At 39.2% G+C, this 24,102-nt stretch carries 18 protein-coding genes; 9 read left to right on the top strand and 9 right to left on the bottom strand.

Annotated elements, in window-relative coordinates; translation table 11 throughout:
- Positions 1–113: 113 nt before the first annotated feature.
- The 3 genes from F1644_RS16955 to F1644_RS16945 all read right to left on the bottom strand — a co-directional run bounded on the left by F1644_RS16955 (position 114) and on the right by F1644_RS16945 (position 4,225).
- The gene (locus F1644_RS16955; RefSeq protein ID WP_118305779.1) at positions 114–1,955 is read right to left on the bottom strand and encodes a hypothetical protein; all 1,842 of its coding nucleotides are present in this window, start codon (positions 1,953–1,955) and stop codon (positions 114–116) included.
- A gap of 180 nt (positions 1,956–2,135) precedes the next feature.
- Positions 2,136–3,041, bottom strand: coding sequence for a hypothetical protein (locus F1644_RS16950; protein ID WP_118305778.1), 906 nt, complete (start codon positions 3,039–3,041; stop codon positions 2,136–2,138).
- Positions 3,042–3,220: 179 nt separating this feature from the next.
- Positions 3,221–4,225, bottom strand: coding sequence for a hypothetical protein (locus F1644_RS16945; RefSeq protein ID WP_118305777.1), 1,005 nt, complete (start codon positions 4,223–4,225; stop codon positions 3,221–3,223).
- A gap of 1,086 nt (positions 4,226–5,311) precedes the next feature.
- Here F1644_RS16945 and F1644_RS16940 point away from each other — a divergent pair.
- The 7 genes from F1644_RS16940 (at position 5,312) to F1644_RS16910 (ending at position 14,005) form a co-directional block, all read left to right on the top strand.
- A complete protein-coding gene (locus F1644_RS16940) occupies positions 5,312–6,097 on the top strand; it encodes a hypothetical protein (RefSeq protein ID WP_147344522.1) in 786 nt (261 codons plus the stop codon).
- A gap of 129 nt (positions 6,098–6,226) precedes the next feature.
- The gene (locus F1644_RS16935; protein WP_118305774.1) at positions 6,227–6,700 is read left to right on the top strand and encodes a hypothetical protein; all 474 of its coding nucleotides are present in this window, start codon (positions 6,227–6,229) and stop codon (positions 6,698–6,700) included.
- Between the two features lie 247 nt (positions 6,701–6,947).
- Entirely contained in the window at positions 6,948–7,391 is a 444-nt protein-coding gene (locus F1644_RS16930) for a JAB domain-containing protein (protein ID WP_118305773.1), read from the top strand.
- A gap of 251 nt (positions 7,392–7,642) precedes the next feature.
- Positions 7,643–8,698, top strand: coding sequence for a DUF3871 family protein (locus F1644_RS16925; RefSeq protein WP_118305772.1), 1,056 nt, complete (start codon positions 7,643–7,645; stop codon positions 8,696–8,698).
- Between the two features lie 388 nt (positions 8,699–9,086).
- The gene (locus tag F1644_RS16920; RefSeq protein ID WP_118305771.1) at positions 9,087–9,320 is read left to right on the top strand and encodes a hypothetical protein; all 234 of its coding nucleotides are present in this window, start codon (positions 9,087–9,089) and stop codon (positions 9,318–9,320) included.
- A gap of 8 nt (positions 9,321–9,328) precedes the next feature.
- Entirely contained in the window at positions 9,329–13,513 is a 4,185-nt protein-coding gene (locus F1644_RS16915) for a BACON domain-containing protein (protein ID WP_118305770.1), read from the top strand.
- A gap of 66 nt (positions 13,514–13,579) precedes the next feature.
- Entirely contained in the window at positions 13,580–14,005 is a 426-nt protein-coding gene (locus tag F1644_RS16910; protein ID WP_087422668.1) for a hypothetical protein, read from the top strand.
- 148 nt (positions 14,006–14,153) lie between these two features.
- On the opposite strand, the gene F1644_RS16905 is transcribed toward F1644_RS16910, so the two are convergent.
- Entirely contained in the window at positions 14,154–14,333 is a 180-nt protein-coding gene (locus F1644_RS16905) for a hypothetical protein (RefSeq protein ID WP_118305769.1), read from the bottom strand.
- A gap of 384 nt (positions 14,334–14,717) precedes the next feature.
- Between F1644_RS16905 and F1644_RS16900 the strand changes: the two genes are divergently transcribed.
- Entirely contained in the window at positions 14,718–15,659 is a 942-nt protein-coding gene (locus F1644_RS16900; protein ID WP_118305768.1) for an ADP-ribosylglycohydrolase family protein, read from the top strand.
- Positions 15,660–16,232: 573 nt separating this feature from the next.
- On the opposite strand, the gene F1644_RS16895 is transcribed toward F1644_RS16900, so the two are convergent.
- The 5 genes from F1644_RS16895 to F1644_RS16875 all read right to left on the bottom strand — a co-directional run bounded on the left by F1644_RS16895 (position 16,233) and on the right by F1644_RS16875 (position 23,515).
- Complete coding sequence (locus F1644_RS16895) at positions 16,233–17,006, bottom strand: LytR/AlgR family response regulator transcription factor (RefSeq protein ID WP_118305767.1); 774 nt, start codon at positions 17,004–17,006, stop codon at positions 16,233–16,235.
- Positions 16,999–18,030, bottom strand: a complete 1,032-nt coding sequence (locus F1644_RS16890) for a sensor histidine kinase (RefSeq protein WP_118305766.1) — start codon at positions 18,028–18,030, stop codon at positions 16,999–17,001. Before F1644_RS16890 ends, F1644_RS16895 begins: the two co-directional genes overlap by 8 nt.
- A gap of 36 nt (positions 18,031–18,066) precedes the next feature.
- Positions 18,067–19,362 (bottom strand): TolC family protein, encoded by a 1,296-nt coding sequence (locus F1644_RS16885; RefSeq protein WP_087420861.1) that lies wholly within the window; start codon positions 19,360–19,362, stop codon positions 18,067–18,069.
- A complete protein-coding gene (locus F1644_RS16880) occupies positions 19,359–22,397 on the bottom strand; it encodes an efflux RND transporter permease subunit (protein WP_118305765.1) in 3,039 nt (1,012 codons plus the stop codon). Before F1644_RS16880 ends, F1644_RS16885 begins: the two co-directional genes overlap by 4 nt.
- Before the next feature lie 62 nt (positions 22,398–22,459).
- A complete protein-coding gene (locus tag F1644_RS16875; protein WP_118305789.1) occupies positions 22,460–23,515 on the bottom strand; it encodes an efflux RND transporter periplasmic adaptor subunit in 1,056 nt (351 codons plus the stop codon).
- A gap of 164 nt (positions 23,516–23,679) precedes the next feature.
- Between F1644_RS16875 and F1644_RS16870 the strand changes: the two genes are divergently transcribed.
- Positions 23,680–24,063 carry an MmcQ/YjbR family DNA-binding protein gene (locus tag F1644_RS16870; RefSeq protein WP_118305764.1) on the top strand — a complete coding sequence of 128 codons (384 nt, stop codon included), beginning with the start codon at positions 23,680–23,682 and terminating at the stop codon, positions 24,061–24,063.
- Positions 24,064–24,102: the final 39 nt, after the last annotated feature.

Here is a 24,102-nt window from a genome sequence, read left to right as displayed (position 1 = left end):
CCATTCCGTAAATAATTCACCAACTGTAATTTTACCATCAGAAATACCTATCAAGCAATTAAAAATCAATGTCATCAACAGGTACACCTTCTATTAGTTCATTAACTATGCTTTTAGTTGGTTGGAAACTTTTTTATCGCTTTAAGAGTGTATGTATACGGTTTCTTGTGATACGAGGGACTTGCATCGTAATAATCCTCAATAGTGTTTTTCCTTACCTTGTAATCAATGCCATACCGCTTGTATATATCCTGTAACTGGTTTTTAATATCTTCTTGTGGCATTGACACGTTTAAAGGGAAGGCTTCTTTAACTTCTTGTACAACCATCGAGCTAAACCGCAATAATTCTGTATTGTATTTATCCAGTTCCTTTTTAATATCTGCCCTCTGGTACTTCTTGTTTGCAAGTACCTCAACACCCAACTTCTCGTACGCTTCAATTATCAACTCGCCATCTTTTTCCTGTTTAAGAATATTGATATAAAAATCACGATCTGGATCATCTTGTAACTTGTTCAACTTATCAACCATCAATTTACAGCGCTCCATGAATGTTGGAAGTTCTTTTAATTCTAACCTGTCACTATCTCCAACAGCAAGAAACACGTTCCTGTAATTCACTGTAAAATGGTTCGTTCCTTCGTACGCTTCCCTTAAAGCATTGCCAGATAAATAGTACCGTTTCACCCTCTCGTTGTTGTAATAGTTATCAATGGCGAAATGATCTATTTCAAGCAATCCATCATCAAGTTTCGTGGCAAACTCCGCTAAACCTAACCTATTTATATCATCAATTATTGCCTTCTTGCGAGTTGCATCCGTTGTTTCGTTATATCTCGCTTGTAAACCCTCGTAAGTTTTCAACTTCTCTTCCAGTTCAATATCAATCTCTTCATCCGTTTTCACTTTTAAGGTGTTGCGAACGTTAGTAAGGTGCGTGATAGAATTGAAAGTGCTACCATCAATTTCTTTTCTAAAGCGACCGCATATTTGCACCGCTTCCGTGTAAGGATCAATCATTGAATGTTCCGCTTCATATAGGTTGGTAAGCATAACTATATCTGGTTTCACCTTCAATATAATATCTAATGCGGAGTAAAAGCGACAAGTTAGAAAGTTATACTTGGCGATAGGTTCAGAATACAAGCTTGCAACGTTAGTGTAACCTTTCTTTTTCAATTTCTTCACGCTTTTTTCTGAACAGAATATTTTCGATTGTCCTTCAATACCTAAAGAGTTCACTATTTTCTCAATTCCATTCGTTGTGTTCAAGAAAATAAACACACGAGAACTATTTACCAAGTGTTCCAGTAACAACTGGCGGACTGAATAATCGTAACTGTTGGTAACTATCAAGTTTAGCGGTTTCTTGTAATCAAAATCTGGCGTGATCTTTATCCTCTGGAAACCTTCAAAACGTGGATCGCTTACCTCTAGCGGGGTCGCTGACACGAACGCATTACCTTTAAACTGGAAGAAATCTTTCATCGGCATGGTAATTTTCCTGCGAAAATCGCTATCCTCCGTCAACCTCTCGCATTCATCGAACAGGCAGAAAAAGGTATTGTACATGTTCCATTTCAACTCTTCACAAGCATTCTTTATCTTCCAGAAACTTTCTGGCGTGGTAAGAACTTTCTTGTATTTCACTTCTGCTCTTTGTAAATACCGTTTCACGTCAGGAACTTTGCAATTTTCATAAACTGGCAATATTTCATCTTTACCGTACGCTTTATCGTGTATCACAGGCAACGTTGGTTCAATAATAATGGAGTGACGTTTAGCGTGTAATTCTTGATAAGTGGCACCGATACCTGTAAGCGTTTTATCCAGTATCACGTTGCTTGGTATGTTATCATGCCCGATTGATTTCAAGGCGTTAAATAAACGTTGCCCCTTTTTTATTATAGCGGGGATAACTTCAAACTTCAATTTTTGAAATAATCTTTTCATGTTGATTATCTTTTACTTGGTGGTATTTTCCCCCCGATTAGCTATTATATGCCCATCCAGACATTTTCTCACCGACCTTAAATTTTAAGGCAAAGAGATTGCCTTAGTCTAATTTTCGTAACCAGACTTCAACTAAACCAAGAATATTCTCTTTGCCGTGATTTTAACTTGCAGAATTGACTATGCAACCTCTTGTTGCTCTTTCTGGTATTGTAATGCCAGTTCGATGAAGGGGGTTATAGTGTTTGACAAGCACGTTTCCTTGTCCTCGCAGCCCATTTGGTTGTAGAGGGCGATGCGAGCGGCGGGTATTAACTGCAATGCAGTTTCCACGACATTGATACCGTGTAACTTCTCGAAATAAGAGGTCACCTTGATCGGGTAGCGTTTGGCGGCACTACTTTTGCCTAAAGTTAATACGATTGATTCATACAATCTTTGAGCCGTTTCCACGGGTCTACCAATTTTAACCTCTGGCACCGAGGAATCTCCCGTCATTAACCGTAGTGTTTGCTCGATACTAGTTTTCACGTCCAAGTACAAACGGGAGGAATTTATAGAAAGACCATTCTTTCTTGCAAAATCGTATATTTCTTGGAATGTTTGATTACCAGAAGCTTGTGCGGCAATACCCAGTTGCTCGATTTTATTCGGGTTGCGACTGCATAAAATAGAACATCCGATAGCTTGGAAACATTCTTGAACGGATTTGAAGTCATGCACTCGCGCCAACTTCACCTCTTCCTCCATCCCTACCCGCCAGTAGGTATCGGGAGTTTGGCATAGCACCAACACTTCATCCCAATTTGTACCAGCAGGCAATTCTTTGCCGTTTAAATCAACTAGCGGTTCTCCCGCCTCGATAAACGGCTTGGGGTGAGCAAAATTATAGATAACCTCAAACATCTTGTCTTTATCCAAACTTTCCAGTAACTTCCCCTTGTTCTTGGGCTGCTCCATCTGGTAGTTTTTAGGAAGAGCGATGATCATCGCTTTCGTTTTGCCGTTTATTACTACATTTTTACGGAGCAAGCTCTCCTCGTTGTTTACTTGGTTTTCTAAAACCACATTGTTTAAATCTGTCATAATTTTATGATTTAAAAGATTAGCCTCTATCCCTGCTAGAGGTTTGCAGATCAATCATTGTTGATTGACGATGCAAAACTACAGAACTCGCAAATGAAAATTCGCAGATAAATGGACCCCTATATTATCACCATTCTCTGCGAATTTTTCAAGAAAAAAATGTATGGCGGCTAGTGTTGTTACCAGAAGTAAAGTTTGGAGGGATTATTGGGAGAAGTTTTGTAATTACCTTGTGATAATGGTATCCATTGGGGTTTATAATCGTCACCTTTGAAATGTTCAACCACTGATTTTATCTTTATGTCAATCATATCCCCTTCTTCGATTAAACCGATGATCACCATGTACTTGTATATAAAAGAATATATTTCACTATTCTTTGCTATAAAATGGTCTTCCAGTAAATGATATACCCCCATTATTACAAGGTTTCGTGTCGGGTCATCAGCCTTTCGTCCTTTCTTGGCAGAATAGACTTCTTTCAATTCCTTCTCGGCTTCCTCCACGGAATCCACACCCAGATAGATGTGCAAGTAAGAATCTAAAAGATTGGTAAACCAGTTCTCCGTGGCGTTGTTTATGGTGATTTTTTCTTGGTTGTTACTTAAAGTGATTGATTTGTTTTTCTTCCTTCTATCCCCTTTCAAAAACAGGTAAAGTTGTAACATTTCTGGTCTTATTTGCTTGAAATAGGTGTCCATGTTACACGTGGCGTCCAGTAATTCTGGATCGAGGATTGGTTGAAAAGCTTCATGTTTCTTGTAGATAATGGCTAGTATCCAGAGAACGTGAACCATGGCAACTTGATATTCTTCTGGGATATTACTTCTCTCAACTAGTTCCTCTATCTTTTTCTTCACCCCGTCATCTTTAAAAAGGATACCTTGAATGTTATCTGTCATGTAAGCTAAGCTATCAAACGCTTTTATCATCTTTTGCTCTCTAGGAGCGTAACGCAAGTAATCAAATGGATTATCACTTGTTGCCAGTTCATCTAACGTGTTTGGAACCTCAATCATGTATTTATCATCATTAAGTACACCGTAAAGTCCTTCTGGGTGAATAGCCAGATACATGCTTTCAATCTCTTTATATAACATCGCCCTGTCATAAGCGAAATATTTTTTTAACGCAGGCTCGATAGCCTTCAACGTTTCTATTAAAATCATCTCGTCTTTTACCATAATAACTCTTTTTAGCTGGTTAAAAGTAAGAAATATTCCCCCTATCTAAAAGAAGTGACAAGAAAAATAACAGGTATGATTTCCTGTGTATATTTCACCATGCAGTGAATAATTGGTAGTATTTTACTGTTATATACCCGATCCGTTAAAAACTCACCAACCAGAATATCACAAGTACAAGTACATCTACAATTAAAAAACTTGCTTGTTAGCTCCCCTTATCCCCTAAACTTTTCCAATAGCTATATCTCCACTCTATTTTTTAAGAATCCCCGCAATCTATTTGTCGGAATATTAAACACTTACTATCTTTGCATCACGTTAAAGATACCACTTTAAACAACCATATAAACAGTAGATGATTGACCTCCATTCCAAATGAAGATCATCTTTACTCCTTGCAGTCCACCCGTGAGGAGTAATTTTTGGATTTAAAGTGTCACCAAGCTAGATACACCATTTAACTAACCAAACCTCTATAAATCATGTACACTTACGAGCAATTAAGACGATTAGCCGTGCAATCAGGTATCCCAGATAACAAGGTATCCATTGGTTTCTGGATAAGGTCTAAAGGGCTGAAAAAGATCAAGAAACAGGTAGATAAAGTTAGAAAGATATACTATATACCAGATAAAGATACTAGAATCCAAGTATTGCCACCTTATAAAGATTAATCCATAAAGCTACATGATATAACTGTATTCCATGTAACCAGAGATTCCAACCAGAAATAGAGAGATTATCCATGCATAAAGATCAATATTTAAAAGTTGGGGATTTCACTGGGTGTCACTGTTGCAGGTTTGACAGGGTATATACTATTAACTATATAATACTAATAACTAGTAATGGTGACACGGGCTTGCCAGTCCATGCCACTAACCCAGATACTCTCTTTTAAATACCTCTAGATTATCAATATATGGATGTTTAAATGGTTTATTTATAATGACAAACGAACAGAAAGGAAGCAGGAAATGTATAATAACAAGAGATATAGCGGGTAAATTGAACTTGGATGAAACTTATGTATTCATGTGGCTACTTTACAAGTCAAATTGCAGGACGGGTGAATCCCATGTATTGAGAAAAACACTTTGTAACGTTACAGGCTTAAAAAATGAAGACACTATTAGCAAATACACGAACAAGTTTAAAGAATTGGAGTTACTAGACAAGTATTCCATTAAAGGGTATAACGAGGAGGCTGGTAGGATCAGCACAAGTATAACTTACACGATAAACATTCCCACGATGAACTGGGTACGGTTTGATGCTAGTTTATTAACGGAAGAGATTCCAAACAAGTTGAAGGCGTTCTTGGTATTACTTAAATGCTTGTGCCTAAATAACACGAATGCCACGTTTTACAGCAAGAACAAGATCGCTCAACTATTAAACATGGATAGAGGAACGGTAAGTAAATACATGGAAATGGCGATAAAAGAGGGTAAGGTCATAGAGATTAACAAGGTGTTCTTTATAACAGATACCAATATAATCATGGACTTACCTCATGTAAAGGATAGCTTCACGTTTTTAGACGGGATCGCAAGAGAAAAATACAAGATTATTCACGATTATTGTGTAGAGAGGAACGTTGTACCACCACCATACGATTACAAGTTAATGGAAATATTGTACCTGTACAGGTATAATCGCCCAGAACCAGATTTAGAAACAGCAATTTCAAATGAAACAGAAGCAAACTACTATTCTCTAAAGTATAACCTATCCAAGTTATGTGCCAATTTGCCAAAGCAAGTATATAGTTTACAATACTTCCTAACTTCCTTGATAAATAGAAAAATATACAAGGAGAGGTTTGCACAAGAAGAGGTAAAAGAGAAAGTGGAGTTATATCTTTAAGTATCCTCTAAAAAACACCCCCTCCCCTCTAATTTTAGGTTGGCATTATATATATCGTGAGAGGGTAGTGTACTATTTACATCCCCCACCCACCACTGAAAAAAAAACAATTAACTAAAACAAATTGCCATGAATAAAAGAGATTTCAAGGTAAATCAAATTACCTTACCAAAAGGTGTTTCTGAAATTAGTCATACTAAACTTGCCAGTCTACTGGTTGCATTCCCAGACCCGCCTAAAGTGGGAGATATTCTAAAAGTGGTTGGGTTTAAAGGTGGCGATCCTACCTCTATTTCGTTATCTTGCCTTAAAGGCGAGGAACAAGTGGATATAAGAATCCGTAATCTTGTTAGACGTTCCAAATTAACTGGGATAACACCTAATGACGTTCCCCTTGATCCCGTTATAGAGGAACAATATAAAGACAGGTTACAGGATATTTACCCGTTAGCTGTCAATACAAGTTACGAGGATTTATTCGCTATTTTGGAGGGACAGACTATTATCTGTTGTGGTAGCATGGAAACCAGGGCTAGCTATGGTGGAAATGAATGCGATATCGTTATATGGAGGTTTGCCATATTGTTTGATGAAGAGGAGTAGAGAGTAATCTCTATTCCTTTTTTTTGTAAAAGCATTACTTGTTAAGTGTGCTGCACTATAAAAAATACAGGGACAGAGAGCGCACAGGGGAGGGAAACGAGGTTTCGATATTAAAGCGGGGGAAGTCATTCAGGCTTTCCAAGCAGGTAATATAGGAACACGAAGTTTCTCTTCCCTTGCCAAACCCAACAAGCTAACGTGAACTTGAATTATTAAAATGACAACGTGATTAAAGTGTAAATAGATCATGAACGAGCAAGTGAAATTACCAGTGGTAGAACTGGTGTACAGGAGGAAACCTTCTAAAAAATACAAGATTGAATCCGCAAGGGACGCTTACGAGTTACTGGTATCCCCGTTTAAGGATACAATAGAGCATCATATCTCCACGAGGGTTATTCTATTAAATGGCAGTAACAAAGTGCTGGGAGTGTCTACCGTAAGTGAAGGTGCCTTATCTTACAACATTACGGATGTAAGGTTTATATTGCAACTGGCGATACTCTCTAATTGTAAAGGAGTGATCATTTGCATAAACCAACCTTCTGGTGATCTTGAACCTACTAAACTGGACGATGAACTGGTGAAACAAGTGAAGATCGCACTTTCATATGTAGATATAGATTTACTGGATTACATCTTGTATTGCGAGGAAGACTATTACAGTTATTCAGATAACGGTAAACTTTAAAAATTGAAGTTGGTGAATAATTCCCAGTATTGGTATATACGACCAAGAGGGGAAATAATTCTCACCACTATTGACAATTAAACTGCAAACATACTTCCAGTTTAATTTTTCAACTGGCTTGAAGCTAGAAAATGAATAAAACAAGTAAAAGTGATAATGAATTTTAGAAACTTGGGTTGGTGGGAAATTTATCAATTCCATATATAAACTGAAATTTCAAATATTTCCACCACCGTTAAATAGATTAGATTATGAACACGTCAACATTAATTCCAAGTCAAAATGAAGGGTTATTGCCAGTTTTATTTGGTAGTAATGATACAAAAAAGGAAGAACCTACCTACACTCCTTATGAGGTAGTAAATGATCCTGTTAGAAAGGACAAAAGGAGAAAGCATTTCATTGAAGCTAACACGGAACCAATTGACATGATCCGTTTAAAAAGTGATTGCATCGTGCCAGTGTTCAGCAAGGATAACGAGATGACAATATCTCATCCCTCGTTTATTGAAACGGTACACAAGGTAGCGAGTGAGCTGTTTAGAGGGGAAAGCATAGAGGAACCAGATATAATGGTAAGTCACGTTATAAAGGGAAGGATACCAGAAGCCATACATAAGCCAGTTGCTCAACTTTTAGAAAGTGACAAGACGATCTATTACGAGAGAATGGCGTTTGCTTTTGAAATACCTACCATTTATGAAACGATAGACGGTAACAGGGTGAATTTATGTATTACAGGAGTGAGAGCTTATAACAGGGAGAACCTTTATTCAAAGAAAGTGGCAGAAAGGTTTAGTGTGGCTATTGGTTTCCAAAACAAGGTATGTTGTAACTTGTGTACGTTTACTGATGGTTTTAAAACAGACCTTAGAGCGATGAGCCAGCATGATCTCTTTAGAGAGGTTATGAAGTTATTCCAACAGTATAATGCTGAAAAGCATTTACGGTTGATGAAGAGCTTCACTAGTTCTTACCTCACTGAACATCAATTCGCCCAGTTCTTGGGGAAAAGCAGGTTGTATCAATGCTTGCCCGCAAAAGAGAAGAAGTTACTCCCCAACATGGAATTAACGGATTCACAGGTAAATATTATTGCCAAGGCGTATTACCATGATGATAACTTTAAAAAGGAGCATGGTGCGAGCGAGATCAGTTTATGGAAATTCTATAACATGCTTACTGGTGCTAACAAGAGCAGTTACATAGATAACTTCCTAGATAGATCGTTAAACTCCACGCAATTAACCGAAGGGATAGATAAGGCGTTACATGGTGATAATACTTATAAATGGTTTATAGAGTAAAACCGTTGGAAATTAATTCTTTTAATTCAATTGATTACTCTAAATTTGCCACACAGCAACCCTAAAAGCGTTTGTTAGATGCTGAAATTTGTTTACTTTTGTGTTGTCTTCCAGTTTAACTGGTGGGCAGACATATTGAATTAATGGAAGCGTTTAGCTTTATCCTTTACAAGAAAAACGACCAATTTTAGACTGAAGGGATAAGCAGATACAAACGCTCATGCTTGCCGTATATGTATCTACTATATACATGGTTTAGCGTGGGGTTGCTGTTTATTTTCAGTCGGGTTCTTGGTCGTTCCCTCTTGTAAGATAAGTTGACAACTACCACGCTTTCTTGTTTATACTAATTACTTCTTGGGTGGTTGGAAGTAAAGATTAATTCATCATGGAAAACTCTTTAGACAAGTGTCATTTCTTCGTGAAAAAAGACGAGTATGGGAATGTTGTGTGCATCTATCAATTAGATGAAAATTCAAAAATGTTTCTTCTCGAAACAAACGGGGAAAAAGAGGAGGATATTACCTGTTTGGAAGAAATCGAGTATGATTCCCTTGATGGAAACATGAAAGGTTATTTCAATGCTTTAATCAATAAAATTTTAAATCAACAATTAAAATAATAGTGTTTATGAAAAGGTTATTTGTATTTTTAGCGTGTTTGATATCACTCGCTATTTTTAGTTGTAGTGATAGTAAGGATGATAACGGGGATGATCCCAACGGTGGTAATTCAAGCAACGTCACGCTTGAACTTTCAACAACAGATATTGTTTTTGAAGCGGGAGGCGGGGAGAAAGAGTTTTATATCACTTGCAATGGAGATTGGACTATAGCTAACGCTAGCCAGTGGTGCAAAACGGATATAACTAGCGGTAATGGTAATGCCACGATCTCTGTAACGGTAAATCCCTCGGAGCTATACGATGATCAAAATACCAACATCACTGTAAAGGCTGGAACTAACACCAAAATTTTAACGGTAACGCAAAAGAAAAAGGATGCGCTTCTTTTGACCAAGGACAAGTATGATCTACCAACCACGGGTGGTGATATAACGGTGGAGGTTAAAAGTAACATCACGTACACCACAACGATCCCGCAAGAATTCAACTGGATAAAACAGGTTAATTCAAAATCACGTGCTTTAGAAACTAAAAACTTAAATTTCAAAATAGAAGCCAATTCAAACACGGATAAAAGGGAAGGTTTCATTATTTTTAAAGATAACGCTAGTGAACTTGCAGACACGGTTCATGTTTATCAAGCGCAAAAGGATGAATTGATCTTGACGCAAGACACTTATAATGTCCCCGCAGAAGGAGAAACAATTAACGTTGAATTAAAAACAAACGTTGATTACGAGGTGATTATTCCAGAAGATGCAAAAGAGTGGATCGAGCAATTGGCAAGCAAGGCATCTAGGGTGGATAAATTGTCATTCACGATTTTAGAAAGCACTATTTATGATGACAGGCAAGCAGAGATCATTGTAAAAGACAAGAATAGCGATTTAGCAGATACTCTACACGTGATTCAGAAACAAGTTGATGCGATTATTTTGAGTCAAAATAGATACGAAATATCATCTGCAGGAGAAACTATATCTGTTGAAATACAGCATAACATTCAATATGAGATTATCATTCCCGATACCGTTTCTAGCTGGATCAAATTAATTCACTCTAGAGCTATTCAAGCAAGTAAATTGAATCTCAACGTGCTTGAAAATAAGAATCATGAAAATCGAACAGCTCAAATTATATTTAAAAAGAAAGACGGTAATATATCAGATACTCTCTATATATTACAACAACAGAGGAAAAAAATAATCCTATCTCAAAAAACACTCAATCTACCAGCTAAATATAGCCTAAACAAGGTTGAAATTAATGGAAATGATTACCGTTATTATGATGTTATTATTCCACAAGATGCGCAAAATTGGATAAAATATAATGGATATACTTCTAATGCGTCAAATCTATGGCTAAATTTTGTGGTTGAAGCAAATTCAATGAATGAATCAAGAAAATCAATCGTTGTAATCAAAGAAAAGAGTACTTCGTTGACAGATACATTAATTATTAATCAAGACGCAATGCCCGAAGTATATATAGGAGATTTGATTTTAAAGGAAGTCAAGGATCTTAAAAATTTCAAATATAAAAAGATAATTGGAAATCTTACAATTGACGCTACTACATCTATAGAAGAATTAGGAAATACCTTAGAAATAATTGACGGGAATTTGACAATATCAAATTATAGCTTATCTTCTTTTAAAGGATTAAGTAACCTGATACAGATAACTGGTGATTTCAAATTGGAAGCAATTGCCCATTCTGGAGGTGGAATGAATGAATTACAATCTTTTGAAGGTTTAGAAAATTTAGAATTAATAGGTGGAGATTTTGAAATATATTCTTCTGCTGCAGGAGATAAGTTTAACTCTGCTAATTCTTTAAACAAACTAGAATCGTTTAAAGGATTAGGAAAGTTAAAAACAATAAAAGGTAATTTTAAAATTACTTCTATTGAGCATGGGACATATAGTCATGCGATGGTGGCCTTAAAGAGTTTTGAAGGATTGGAGAATTTAGAAACAATCGGAAAAGATTTGGAAATTATCTCATGTAATAAAACAGAAACAGGAAAATCTCTAAAAAATTTATCTTCTTTTAAAGGGTTAGATAAATTACAACAAATAGGAGGAAACTTAAGACTCCTTTCAAACCTTCCTGAAAAAGGGAAAGGATATTATGCTGCTTTACATGCATTTACTTCGTTTGAAGGATTAGGAAATCTAAAGTCAATAGGAGGAAGTTTAGAAATAGGTATTAATCGTTCTACAAGATTGGCAAATCTTTCCTCTTTTACAGGAATGGAGAAATTAGAGTATATTGGAAATAATTTTATTGTCCAAGGAGAATTACCAAATTTTACTTCATTTTCAGGTCTAACAAATCTGAACATGGTTATGGGTGATTTTGTTATGCAATTTGAAGCATCAAAAACAGATGTATCTTTACAAGGATTAAATAATTTGCAATCTATTGGAGGTAATTTAACTTTAAGTATTGTTCGCTTGAAAAATTTGAGTGGATTAAATAATTTAAACAACATAGGTGAAGATTTTACGGTTGATCATATTGCTTCTTTTGAGGGATTGGGAAATATATCTACAATCAAAGGAAATCTTTCCATTGGATATAATACTTTCACCTCTTTTAAAGGGTTGGAAAACTTAACTTTGATAGAAGGGAACATGTTGATGTATGAAGGAGGAGATCAATTACTTTCATTCGAAGGATTAAATAATTTGAAAATAATCCAAGGTGATTTAGAATTAAATTCTGGAGAAAATGGCAATACATTTAATAAAATTATATCGTTTGAGGGCTTAAATAATCTACAAGCGATTGAAGGTTGCTTTAAGCTTACATCTATCAGTTCTTCTACTATACATAATGCAACTTCATTTAATGCATTGGAATCTTTTGAAGGATTAAACAATCTTGAACGTGTAGGTGGAGATTTTATACTTAGCTCCACGGCTCGAGCTTCTGCTTCGATTTCTTCTTCATTCCAAAAATTAAAGGATTTCAGTGGATTAAGTAAATTAAAGAGTATTGGAGGTAAATTCACTTTGCTTTCTAATGCAAAAGAGGTAAATTCAAATGCAGGTATGTCGCAGTCATTCACAAATTTAGTTTCATTTGAAGGCTTAGAGCATCTAGAAAATATCAAGGGAGATTTTAGCTTAATCTCTTCTACCAATTATGTAGAAGGATCTTTCAAGATGTTAAACTCCTTTGCTGGATTGAATGCTCTTGTAAATATTGAGGGAAGTTTGCATTTAAAAGGAGCCCATTTTGATAACCTTTCTTCATTTTCGGGATTAAATAATCTTCGAACCATAAGTGGTAATCTATATTTAGGAGAAGGAGAATTTAATAAAATTGAATCATTCGATGGTTTGAATAACCTAGAATACATAAATGGCGATTTACAATTAGAAAATGCGGCTTTTGAAAATTTCAAATCTTTCCAAGGGCTAAACAAGCTTACGAGCATAAAAGGAGGGCTAATTCTAAGGCATGACGGTTTGTCTAGTAACCATACTTTTTTCAATAAATTATCTTCTTTTGCTGGTTTAAATAACTTAGAAACAATAGGGGGGGATTTCCTTTTGCAAGGTTCTTATGTTGGAAATTCTGGATTTAATTCTTATGTCTTTAATTCTTTAGAATCTTTTGAAGGATTGAATAATTTGAAACGAATAAATGGAAACTTCCAAATATATGTATCAGCTTATTATGGTTCTAAAGTATTTAATTCCTTGATTTCATTTAAAGGTTTAGAAAACTTGGCTAATGTTGGTGGTAAATTTCAAATATACACGACCAATTCTATCCATAAAGAATATACGACATCTAGTTTTAGCTCTTTAAAGTCTCTAGAAGGATTAAGCAACTTAACTTCAATTGATGGAGATTTATTAATTTGCGGATCAAATAATGAAAAATATTCCTTTTTGAAGATAAACACTTTAACAGGCTTAGATAAATTATCAATGGTGGGAGGTAACATAAAAATAGAATCTTGTTTTACTTTAGAGAATATATCATCGTTATCTTCCTTAAAGACCATAAGAGGAAATGAATTTACAATTCATAATTGTAGAGTACTAAATAATTTCACATCTTTACTTGAAGTCTTACAAAATTATGGTGGAATTTTTACAACAAGTGCTAATGCTTATAATCCAACAATGGAACAAATTTTGAACGGGCAAGGAAAACCACAAGAATAATTTATAAATATATCACTCCAGATACTTGTTATGTATTGGGAGTGATATATTAAAGCATACAAGATTATGAATAAAAAGCAAATAGTAAATGGACTAACACGAGATGATATAGTCTTATTATATAGATATCTTGAGTTCTACGAGAAGAAGCAAATTAAAACTTTTACCACGGACAAGCAACTTAAAGCTTTACTTTTTGGCAATGTTTCTCAAGTATGGTTGTTAGTGAGAGGATGCAATTTAAAATCCACTAAAAAAGGAAATATACCAACGGACCTTCCTCCTAAAAATACCATATATTTCGTGAAACATTACACAATAATGCTTTCATTGTTATATCATCTTAGAAATTCAATAGCACATGCTTTAATGTACAAAGTAGGTAAGGAATATCATGTCTGTGATATTGAATCAAACAAGAATAAACGATTAACTATGATTGGAAATATTGATGTAACTATAGTCAAAAGTTTGATAAAACTAATTGTTTAGTAAATGCTTGTGTGTTTTGTATTGTTTATATCCCCAAAAAAGCCAGCACCTAAAATCATAAACCAAAATGGCAGAAACGCTAATAAATTGTTTATATCCCCAAAAAAGCCAGCACCTAAAATATATAATAGGTACTGGCTTCAATCATTTAGTTGCGCTGTCTTTTCTTGACGAGCTTCGTCTTGGGTTTTCCAAAAATATCAGGATATAACATTTTTAATCTCTCCATGTTTACATACCTGAATAAATCCATTTCATGGAAAATTCGATAATGTTCTACACCAAACCATTCTGAATTGGAGGTTTTTCCTTTCTTACGTAATTTCATAGGAATAAATTTTTCTAACAAACAAAAGAGTATCTAATTCAGGAAAGAACATCAGGTCAATCATTTACATGTACAAAGATACTTGTTGAATAGGATAGTACCAAGTAAATGTACCAGAATATCAAACATTTACATATTTAATAACGTGTTGATTTATTGTTATGTTGACAGCTTTGAAGATAAAGAATATTGCATTTTAGATATTCCTCATGACAGAATTTTAGTTAGTGAGTAATTCTCTCCATTTTAGCTATTATATACCAATTCAGAAGAAAAGTCACCATCTATGGATATGAGATTTAGAGCAACATATTGCATTAAAAGTTTCTATTGGTAAAGAGATTTATGTATATTTAGAACATTAAATAGACTATATAAACAGGTATGGCAAACTTGAATAAAGATATATTATTAGGAACAGCTATAGGCGATGCTTTAGGTGTTCCTGTTGAATTTGAACATAGACAAGAGTTAGGGAAGAATCCTGTTGTTGGGATGAGAGAGTATGGTACGCATAATCAACCTAAAGGTACATGGTCTGATGATACTTCTTTAGCCCTTTGTTTGGCAGAATCACTGTGTAAAGGATACGATCTAAGTGAAATTGGAAACAACTTCGTGAAATGGTATTATGAAGGTTACTGGACACCTCACGGAAGAGTATTTGATGTTGGTGTTACCACAGCAAGAGCAATATCCTATTTGCAAAGTGGATGTAAACCAGAACTGGCAGGAATGGATAGAGAACGAGATAATGGTAACGGATCACTTATGAGAATATTACCATTGGTGCCTTATATCTTGAACATGGAAGTTGAAGAGAGGTACAAGATCATAGGTGAAGTATCATCATTGACACATAGACATCCAAGAAGTATTCTGGCTTGTATTGCATTATGCGAGTTTGCGATACAGTACATCAACCAACAATCATGCGAGAAGGCTTACCAGACAATGCAACAAATACTATTACAGCTTTTGAAGAGGGAAATATTTATTGAAGAAGATGTTCCTTTTAAAAGGTTGGTAGGACTGTCTTATAACGAGTTTAAGGCAATTGAATTAAAGGACATACGTTCTACTGGCTATGTAATTGATACTTTGGAAGCTAGTTTGTGGTGCATCTTTAATACTTCCAGTTTCAAAGATGCGGTATTAAAAGCTGTAAACTTGGGTGATGATACTGATACAGTTGGAGCTATTGCAGGAGGATTGGCAGGTATCATATACGGTTATGATACGATTCCTTCTGAATGGATAAATGTATTAGCAAGAAAAGATGATATTATAGAATTAGCTAATAGATTAGATGCTGCAAAAGGATAACAATTCAATTATGCTATTATAGAGGGTTTGCTTCACCAGAGGTAAACCTTTTTTTATTCCAGATAAATTTAGAATGTAAAATTCCAATAGGTGAGAAATTATAAGGTGTTAAGCTTTATACACCAGTTCGCAAGAAAACTCACCAACCAGTATATTGTAAACAGAGAGATAGATAAAATTAGAATTTAATGTATAACCAATTAATAACAGAAAGTATGTATATAAAAATCATATCTCGACCACCATAATTCAGTGGTAAGTTACTTGTGTATAAGCTATATGTTGCTTATATTTGAGCATAAAATAAGAGTGAGTTCATTAACATTATTGTCAAACTTAGTGCACTTTTAGGTGTCCTAACATGAAGGAAATTGGTATACTTATTCAAGTGCACCAGTTCTTAGCTTTCCAAAATGCAATTAACTAATTGAAAAACAACAAAAAGCTAAGCATGTAGAAAGCATATGGATTCCGTGTTTGGACCAGGGTTCGATTCCCTGCTACTCCACCATCAAACAGAAAAGAGGCTAAAAAGCCTCTTTTCTGTTTATCTTCAAACGGGAATGTATTACATCAAAAATTCAACCACAACTTAAATGCTGTAATCTTTTCCTCGCTAATAATAATCTGTGATTTATAGGATGGTTTCACGAAAACCACAATTCGACCATTAAAATAAGGTTCCACATGACTAATAGCTTTCACGCAAAGCAATACTTGTCGATTAGCTCGAAAGAACTGATCTGGGTCCAATTGTTCCACCAACTTATTCAAAGAAAGGTCAACAATATGTTCCTGCCCGGTATAGGTCACCGCAAATGTGATTTTATTCTCGGAATAGAAATAAGCCACGTCACTCACTTCCAACGGACGGAAACGCTCCCCTCCCGCAATGAGAAAGCGAGTACGATAGGCTTTCTCCCGATGCCGGAGACTATCGAGGATAACATCCAAGTAACCGTTTTCCGGAGATGTATTTGCAGCAACCAGTGTTTCATATTTCACGATCGCCTCAAGCAAACGTTTCTCATCCACGGGTTTCAGGATATAGTCTACACTATTTACCGTGAAAGCCCGAATCGCGTACTGATCATAAGCCGTGGTAAAAATAATCACGGAAGAAGGGCGAGCAGATGTCAGAAAATTGAACGAATCTCCATCCGATAACTGAATATCCAGAAACAATAAATCTGGATGCGGGTTCTCGGCAAACCATTGCACCGCCTCTTCCACGCTCCCCGGCAAAACCATAACCTCCCAAGCGGGACGCAATCGCCGGAGCATGGAGTGTAGCAAACGGGCTGCCGGCACCTCATCTTCAATAATGGCTACTTTCAAATTATTCATCAGCAAAAGGTATTTTTACTGTAAATGCACCTAATTTATCAACTATTTCTATCTCTTTACCTGTAATCAACTTACAGCGGTTTGCCAGATTCTGAAGCCCGATTCCGGAAGACTGGACATCCTTCCTAGGGTGAACCAAATTACTCACTACCAGAAAATTCTCATCAACCCAAATGGCAATCCTCATCGGATGAGTGGTAGAAATCGAATTATGCTTGATCACGTTCTCCGCCAGTAATTGCAACGTCAGCGGCGGCACCATCCGTTCCCAGCAATCATCCGGCACTTCAATATCGCAGGTAATACAATCTCCCAATCTCACTTTATGCAAAAACAGGAAAGCATCCAGAAAATCTAGTTCATCTCCCAACGTCACAAGAGTCTTATCCTGACATTGCAACACGTAACGATAAACATTCGAAAGATTCCGGGTAAACTCCACAGCATTACGAGGATTATACTCGATCTCGGCAATCAGCGTGTTGAGACTATTAAACAGGAAATGCGGATTCACTTGATTCTGCAAAGCCACGTACCGCGCCGTATTATTCTCTTCCTGCAAAGCCGCAGTATGTTGCTGCAACCGCAACATCTCTCGTATAGCCCTGAAAGCCAGCAATAACCCCAAGATAACTAATTCCACCAACCAAACGAGAACCAGTACGAACTTTCCCCCGCCATAGAAAGTAAAAGGATGCGATGCCCCCGCCAGTAACTTAGCCGAAACCAGTAAACCATAGTTCAGCAAAAAGAACATCAACATCACCAACAGGTAAATCACAACGATCCTCCACCTTCTCCGGATATTCAAAGCGTAGCTCACGTTCAGCCACGAGCTGATACGCATGGTGAAATACCCTAAAATATTGAATGCAAGAATACAGAACAGACAAGCCCCGAAAGAATACAACTCTTCCTGTACCAATGGTGAAAAACCGGAATAACTCACTAACAGGAGATATGAAAATACCCCCAACCCGGAAAACAATCCGGCATACAGCAAAATATCCAGTTTCTTATTCATGTCGTGATCCTGTTTATTTAGCAAAGTTAGTCTAATTTACAAAGATTCGTACGCGTTCAAGGCTTTTATTAACCCGGAATAATAGCTCTGCGCCTCCGTCTTAGCCTGCACGTAATTAAGTTGCGAATTTTCCCGATAGGTTTGAGCATCGATCACTTCCAATATAGACGTTTTTCCCTCCCCATACCGCTCCAACGCTTTCGTCTCATTTTCTTTGGCCTTCTCCAACGAATTTCCTGTCAATTTCACCTGTTCTAGTGCCTGTAACAAATTCAGCCGTGCCGTCTGTACTTCCAGTGCCACGTTGTCTTTCACCCGGTTCAACTGATCGGAAGCCATACCGACTTGCCCCCGGGAAGCTCTCTTCTCACTTCGCCGCTTTCCCCACTCAAACACCGGGATGGATACTTTCGCATACGCCACGTAATTCGGGTCCATATCCGTGCGGAAGTTATACCCCGGAGAAGAATAACTCCCGTCAACCCCGACATAGACCTGTGGCTTATACTGCGCATCATTCACTCGCAACGCACTTTCCGCCATCCTCACCTGTTCCTCGGCCATCCTGATCTCCGGCCGATTACTCCCGTTTCCCCGAAGAACCGAATCCTCAACCAGCAATAAAGGAACATTCTCTTCTATCATGGTCGGGTTAGACAACTCTAGCCCAATAATCGAATTCAAAGCCATACGCCCCGTCTCGAAACTACTCTTTGCCTGCAACAGACGGTACTCCGCCTCGTTCAGTTGCACCTCCGCCATCAATAAATCCTGCGGGTCCACCAACCCGGCATCCACCCTCTCCCGGATCGTTTTTACCAACGAGGACATCGAATTTCGAAAATCCGTGGCCACACCCACGATCTCCTGCCGGGCCACCGTGTTCCAATACTGAATATCCGTCTGGTAACACACGGCATTCTTCACCACCTCCGCCTGTTGTGCCGCCACGGCTTGCCGTGACTGGGCCATCCGAATCGTTTCAAGCACCCGTCCCCCGGTATAAAGCGGTTGCATGAGCGACATCGACACCCCGTATTTCATATTTTTCCCCTTAAATCCCACGGAACGCCCCAACGAAGGCACATCTGCCGATAGTTCCATGGGATTCCCCGTGTACTGAAAATTTCCTCCCGCCTCCACTTTCGGCTTCAAATCGGCACGGGCGGATTTCTCCAGTTCCATACTCACCGAAATATTCTTTTCCGCAGCCTTGAGATCATGGTTATATTCCAAAGCCATGTTCCGGTATTTCTCAAGAAGAGAGCTTTGTTGGGCGGACACGGTAAACGCACCCGCCAGCATACAACCTAATACAAATATCTTTTTCATCGTTGATTTTCTTTTACATTATAGAATATGGCATAAAGAGCCGGGGTAACAAACAGCGTCAATAGCGTGGCAAATGTCAACCCGAAAATAATCGTGGCTGCCATTCCCCCAAAAGCAATATCAAACAACAAAGGAACCATCCCGAAGATCGTGGTTGTTGCAGCCATCAAAACCGGACGGGTGCGTACAACCGTGGCCTCCACGATACAAGTGTACAAGTCCACCCCGTTCCCATGCTGCACGTTGATCTCGTCAATCAACACAATCACGTTTTTAATAATCATACCCAATAATCCCAGCCACCCCGCAATAGGGAAGAACCCGAAATCAAATCCCGTGAGCAACATCCCGACAGCCACGCCAATCAGTGATAAAGGTAACACGCAAAGAATAATGATTGGTTGCCGGAAGTTTCCGAACAAGGCCACCAGAATGACAACAAGCAACAGAAATGCCAACGGGAAATACATCACGATGGCCTGTATGGCCTCCTTTTGATCCTTGAATTGAGCATCCCAAAAGAATGTATATCCCTCAGGGAGTTGTATTTTCTCAACTTCTGCCCGGATCTCCCCGTGTACTTCCGCCATAGTAGTACCCGGTTTCACCCCGCACATGGCGGCCATGGACAACTGCCGATTATACGTCCGCATCTGCGGGAACTCCCACGTGGTTTCAATCCGTTCCGTCACTTGCGACAGCGGGGCAGAATTCACCCCGTTCCACACGGAGAAATTACCCAAAGCCTCGGCATTCGTAATATTCGCCCCGGCAGATTTCAACAACACAGGTACTTTCTTCTCGTCGTCCCGGTACACGCCAACCGTCACCCCATCTTGAATGGATTTCACAGACTGCATCATATCCGCCTTCGTGATCCCCAAGGCTCCAGCCTTCACGGGATCATACACCGGACGAATCATCATCGCCATACTTCCCCACTCGTTACGGGCATCCGCCACTTTCGGATTGCGACGCATAATATCCACGGCAACACCCACCAAAGAATCCAGCACCGCCGGGTCCGGTCCCAGAAAACGAGCTTCAATCAACGCCTCGTTCAACGGGCTCAATTCGAAACTATTCACCTTGATAAATGCCTCCGGGTATTTCGCCGGGAGAGAATCTTGTAACACAGCATATAGCTGACGGGATTCCGACGATGTTCTACATTTTATCAATAATTGAGCATAATTGGATTGAGGCCCGAATGACACGTTCGACAAATAATATCGTGGCGGAGTTCGCCCCACGAAAGCCGACACCATCTCCATTTCGTGATAAGTACTGACATAATCAGCCATATCGTCCGCCACCCGATCAGTTTCTTCAATACGAGTCCCTTCCGGCAACCACATATCGACCGTGAAATATTGTTTATCCAACGAAGGCACGAAAACTTTCGGGATAAACCGGAAACTCCACGCCGACACGCAAAGCATAACCACAAGACAACCCACCACCACATATTTACGACGGATCACCACCCGCAACGAGCGTCGGAAACGATCATACCATTTACCGGTAAACAACTCTGCCGTCAACTCATCCGGACGTGGACGACGCACAAATTCCTGTATGAAGAACGGCGTTTGCGTGAGGGCAAATACCCAACTAAACATCAATGACACCCCGATCACAACAACCATCGAAGACAGCAATTCCCCCGTAATATGCGGTGAATAATAAATCGGCATAAAAGTCAGGATAGCAATAACCGTTGCGGCTAATAATGGCAAAGCCGTTGCAGAGCAAGCCCTCATAATGGCTGTCCGCTTGCGCATCCCCCGTTGCATATTCACCAACGCGGAGTCCGATACCACGATCGCATTATCTACCAGCATACCCATGGCAATGATAATCGCGGCCAAAGACATACGCTGTAAGGCAATCCCGTCAGCAAACATCACGATCAACGTGGCAAAAATGGAAAACACCAACCCACTGCCGATCAACAACCCGTTTTTAAAACCGATAAAGAAGAGTAATATCGCCACGACAGTCAGCACGGAAACGATCAGGTTGACAATGAACCCCCGATTTGCCACGGCAGACTCGTACCCTTGATCATAAATGCAGGAAAGAGCATATCCTTCAGGCATCTCGGATGCAAACCAATCTATCTTTTCTTTTACCGCCTCGGCCATATCCACCACGTTCCCCGTCGGAACCGTAGAAATAGCAATTCCGATAGCGGGTTCCCCGTTCACACGCATCATATTGGAAGCCGGCGTCTGGTAGGCTTCCTCGATTTCGGCAATATCCGCCAGCCGGAAATGCTCCCCGCCTTTAGAAACAATGGTCAGATTCCGAATATCATCCAACGAATAGAAATTCCCGGTTGACTCTATACGTACCCGATTCTCCCCGACATCTATCCCCCCGGCATCCACCACTTTATTCTGTCCCTCGAAAGCACGGGCAATATCCGCGGTCGTGATACCGCTAAGTGCCATCACCGAAGGACTGATTTTCACATCAATCGTCGGGGTCTGTACCCCATATATCTCGACCTTGGCAACATCCTTCACCTTGAGAATCTCATTCTTGATTAACTTCGCCTGATCCTCCAGTTCCCGGTAGGTATGTCCCATTCCCGTCAGCCCATAGAAAACACCCAACACATCCCCGAAATCATCATTCACGACAGAAGGCCCAGCTCCTGCCGGTAGTTTTCCCTGTACATCACTCACTTTTCTCCGGAGTTTATCCCAAAGTTGCTGCATCTCATCCGCCCGGATCTCTTTCTTCACGTAAACCGTGATTTTTGACAGCCCGGCCCGATTCTCCGTCTTCAAATAATAGAGTTCCCCCAACGACTGTATGGATTCCTCCAACACGTCGGTCACCTGCGTCTGCACTTCCGATGGAGAGGCTCCCGGATAAGGGGTAAGCACCAAAGCCTGTTTGATCGTGAACGGGGCATCTTCCAGTTTCCCCATTTTCACGTAAGCGAACAATCCCCCGAACAGCACAAGCAAAAGCAACAGGATGGTCAGAGACTTTTTCTGTAAAAAATATTTAACCAGTTTCATGATAACATTCTTTTTAGCGAGTAATATCTTCCCTTAAAAAGGGCTATAACGAACCGAATCCATTAAATACGTTTCTCGTCAGCCACTTGCACCGCCATATTCTCCGACAAAAAACGAAGTCCGCTCACGACAATTGTCTCTCCCACTTCCAAGCCGTCCACAACGGCGATCCCTCCTCCCGGCAACAATGTCCCTAAAGTCACGTTTTTTCGGCTTACCCGGTTCCCATCGGCATTCAGCGTCCAGACATAATCGCCAACCACCGGGCGATGACAAACGGCCTTCTGCGGGACAATCACACCCGCCTGTTGCAAAGTGCCATCCGAGCGCAGGAATAGTTTCCCGGACATACCTGCCGGAAGATGCTCTTCCCGATTCGGCAATAAAGCTGTCAACAGATAAGACAAATTGTTCGAGGTCGTACTTTTAGAAATCTCTTCTACCTTCGCCTTATAAGTCTTACCGGGCATGGCATCAAATTCCAGTTCAACCTCCCGGACATTTCCTCGTCCGAAAGCGATCTCCTGTGTCACGTAGGCCTCCAGTTTCAACTGGCCGAGATCAACAAAGGAAATAACAGGTTGAGAGGCTTTCACATCTTGAAACTCCTCGATATACACCTCTCCCACATACCCGTCGAAAGGAGCGACCAATCGGGTATCGTTCAACTCATTCATGGCTGTCTCGTAAGCGGTCTTCGCCGAAATATACTCCGCCTTGGCTTTCTCGAACGTACTTGCTGAAACGTTATTTTTCCGGTAAAGGACTTCGATACGCTCGTATTCGGCCTTCGCCTGATTGTATTGCGCCTCCATACGTTCCTTTCGGATTCGGAAATCACGAGGATCGATCTCCGCAATCACCTCTCCCCGTTTATAATACGTTCCGGCATACACCTCAAACCGCTTGATCGGTCCTCCTACCCGGAAGGACAATTCCGAAGTACGGAAAGGCTTCGATATAAAAGAAAATTCTTTCTGATCCCCCTCGGGAGGCTTCACAGCTTGTGTCACTCGGACCACCATTCCCTGTTGACGGTCCTTTTGTTCAGCATCTTTACATGAAAATAACATCATGCAAAAACATAGTAATATTCCAAAATTCCCTGTTGTTTTCATTTTCATATTTTTTGTTCTGAAACAAAAATAACAAGGGGAGCCGTACCGAACCGACTTTATTTTCCCCAAGCCGGGAAATCCGTAACCGAAACAGGAATAGAAAAGATGAAGTTTTCATCGAGATAAACAAAAATCCCTATCTTTGTGGAAACAACATCAATTTTATGGACATTGTAGAACTCCGAGAGTTATGTCTCTCTTTTCCTCACACGACTGAAGAATTTCCTTTTGACGAAACTACGTTAGTCTTCAAGGTCTTCAATAAAATGTTTTGCTGCACGGACATCATGCCATTCGAATGGATCGCCGTGAAATGCAACCCGGACTGGGCCACCGAATTACGGGAAAAACACCCGGAGATCACTTCCGCCTATCACTTCAATAAGAAATACTGGAACGGGATTAATATGCACGGAACTCTTCCCGATAAGTTCATTGAAGAACTCATTGAACACTCGTACCGGGAAGTTATCAAGAAACTTCCGAAAAGTTTTGTAAAAGAAAATTTCCCGGAGTTTTCACTCACGGAATCTAATCGGGGAAAATAAAGACTGACAATTGGGGAAATCCTATCTCGAATTATTCCA

Source organism: Butyricimonas paravirosa (genome assembly GCF_032878955.1).
Classification (GTDB): domain Bacteria; phylum Bacteroidota; class Bacteroidia; order Bacteroidales; family Marinifilaceae; genus Butyricimonas; species Butyricimonas paravirosa.
This window is presented reverse-complemented; position numbering and strand designations above follow the sequence as displayed.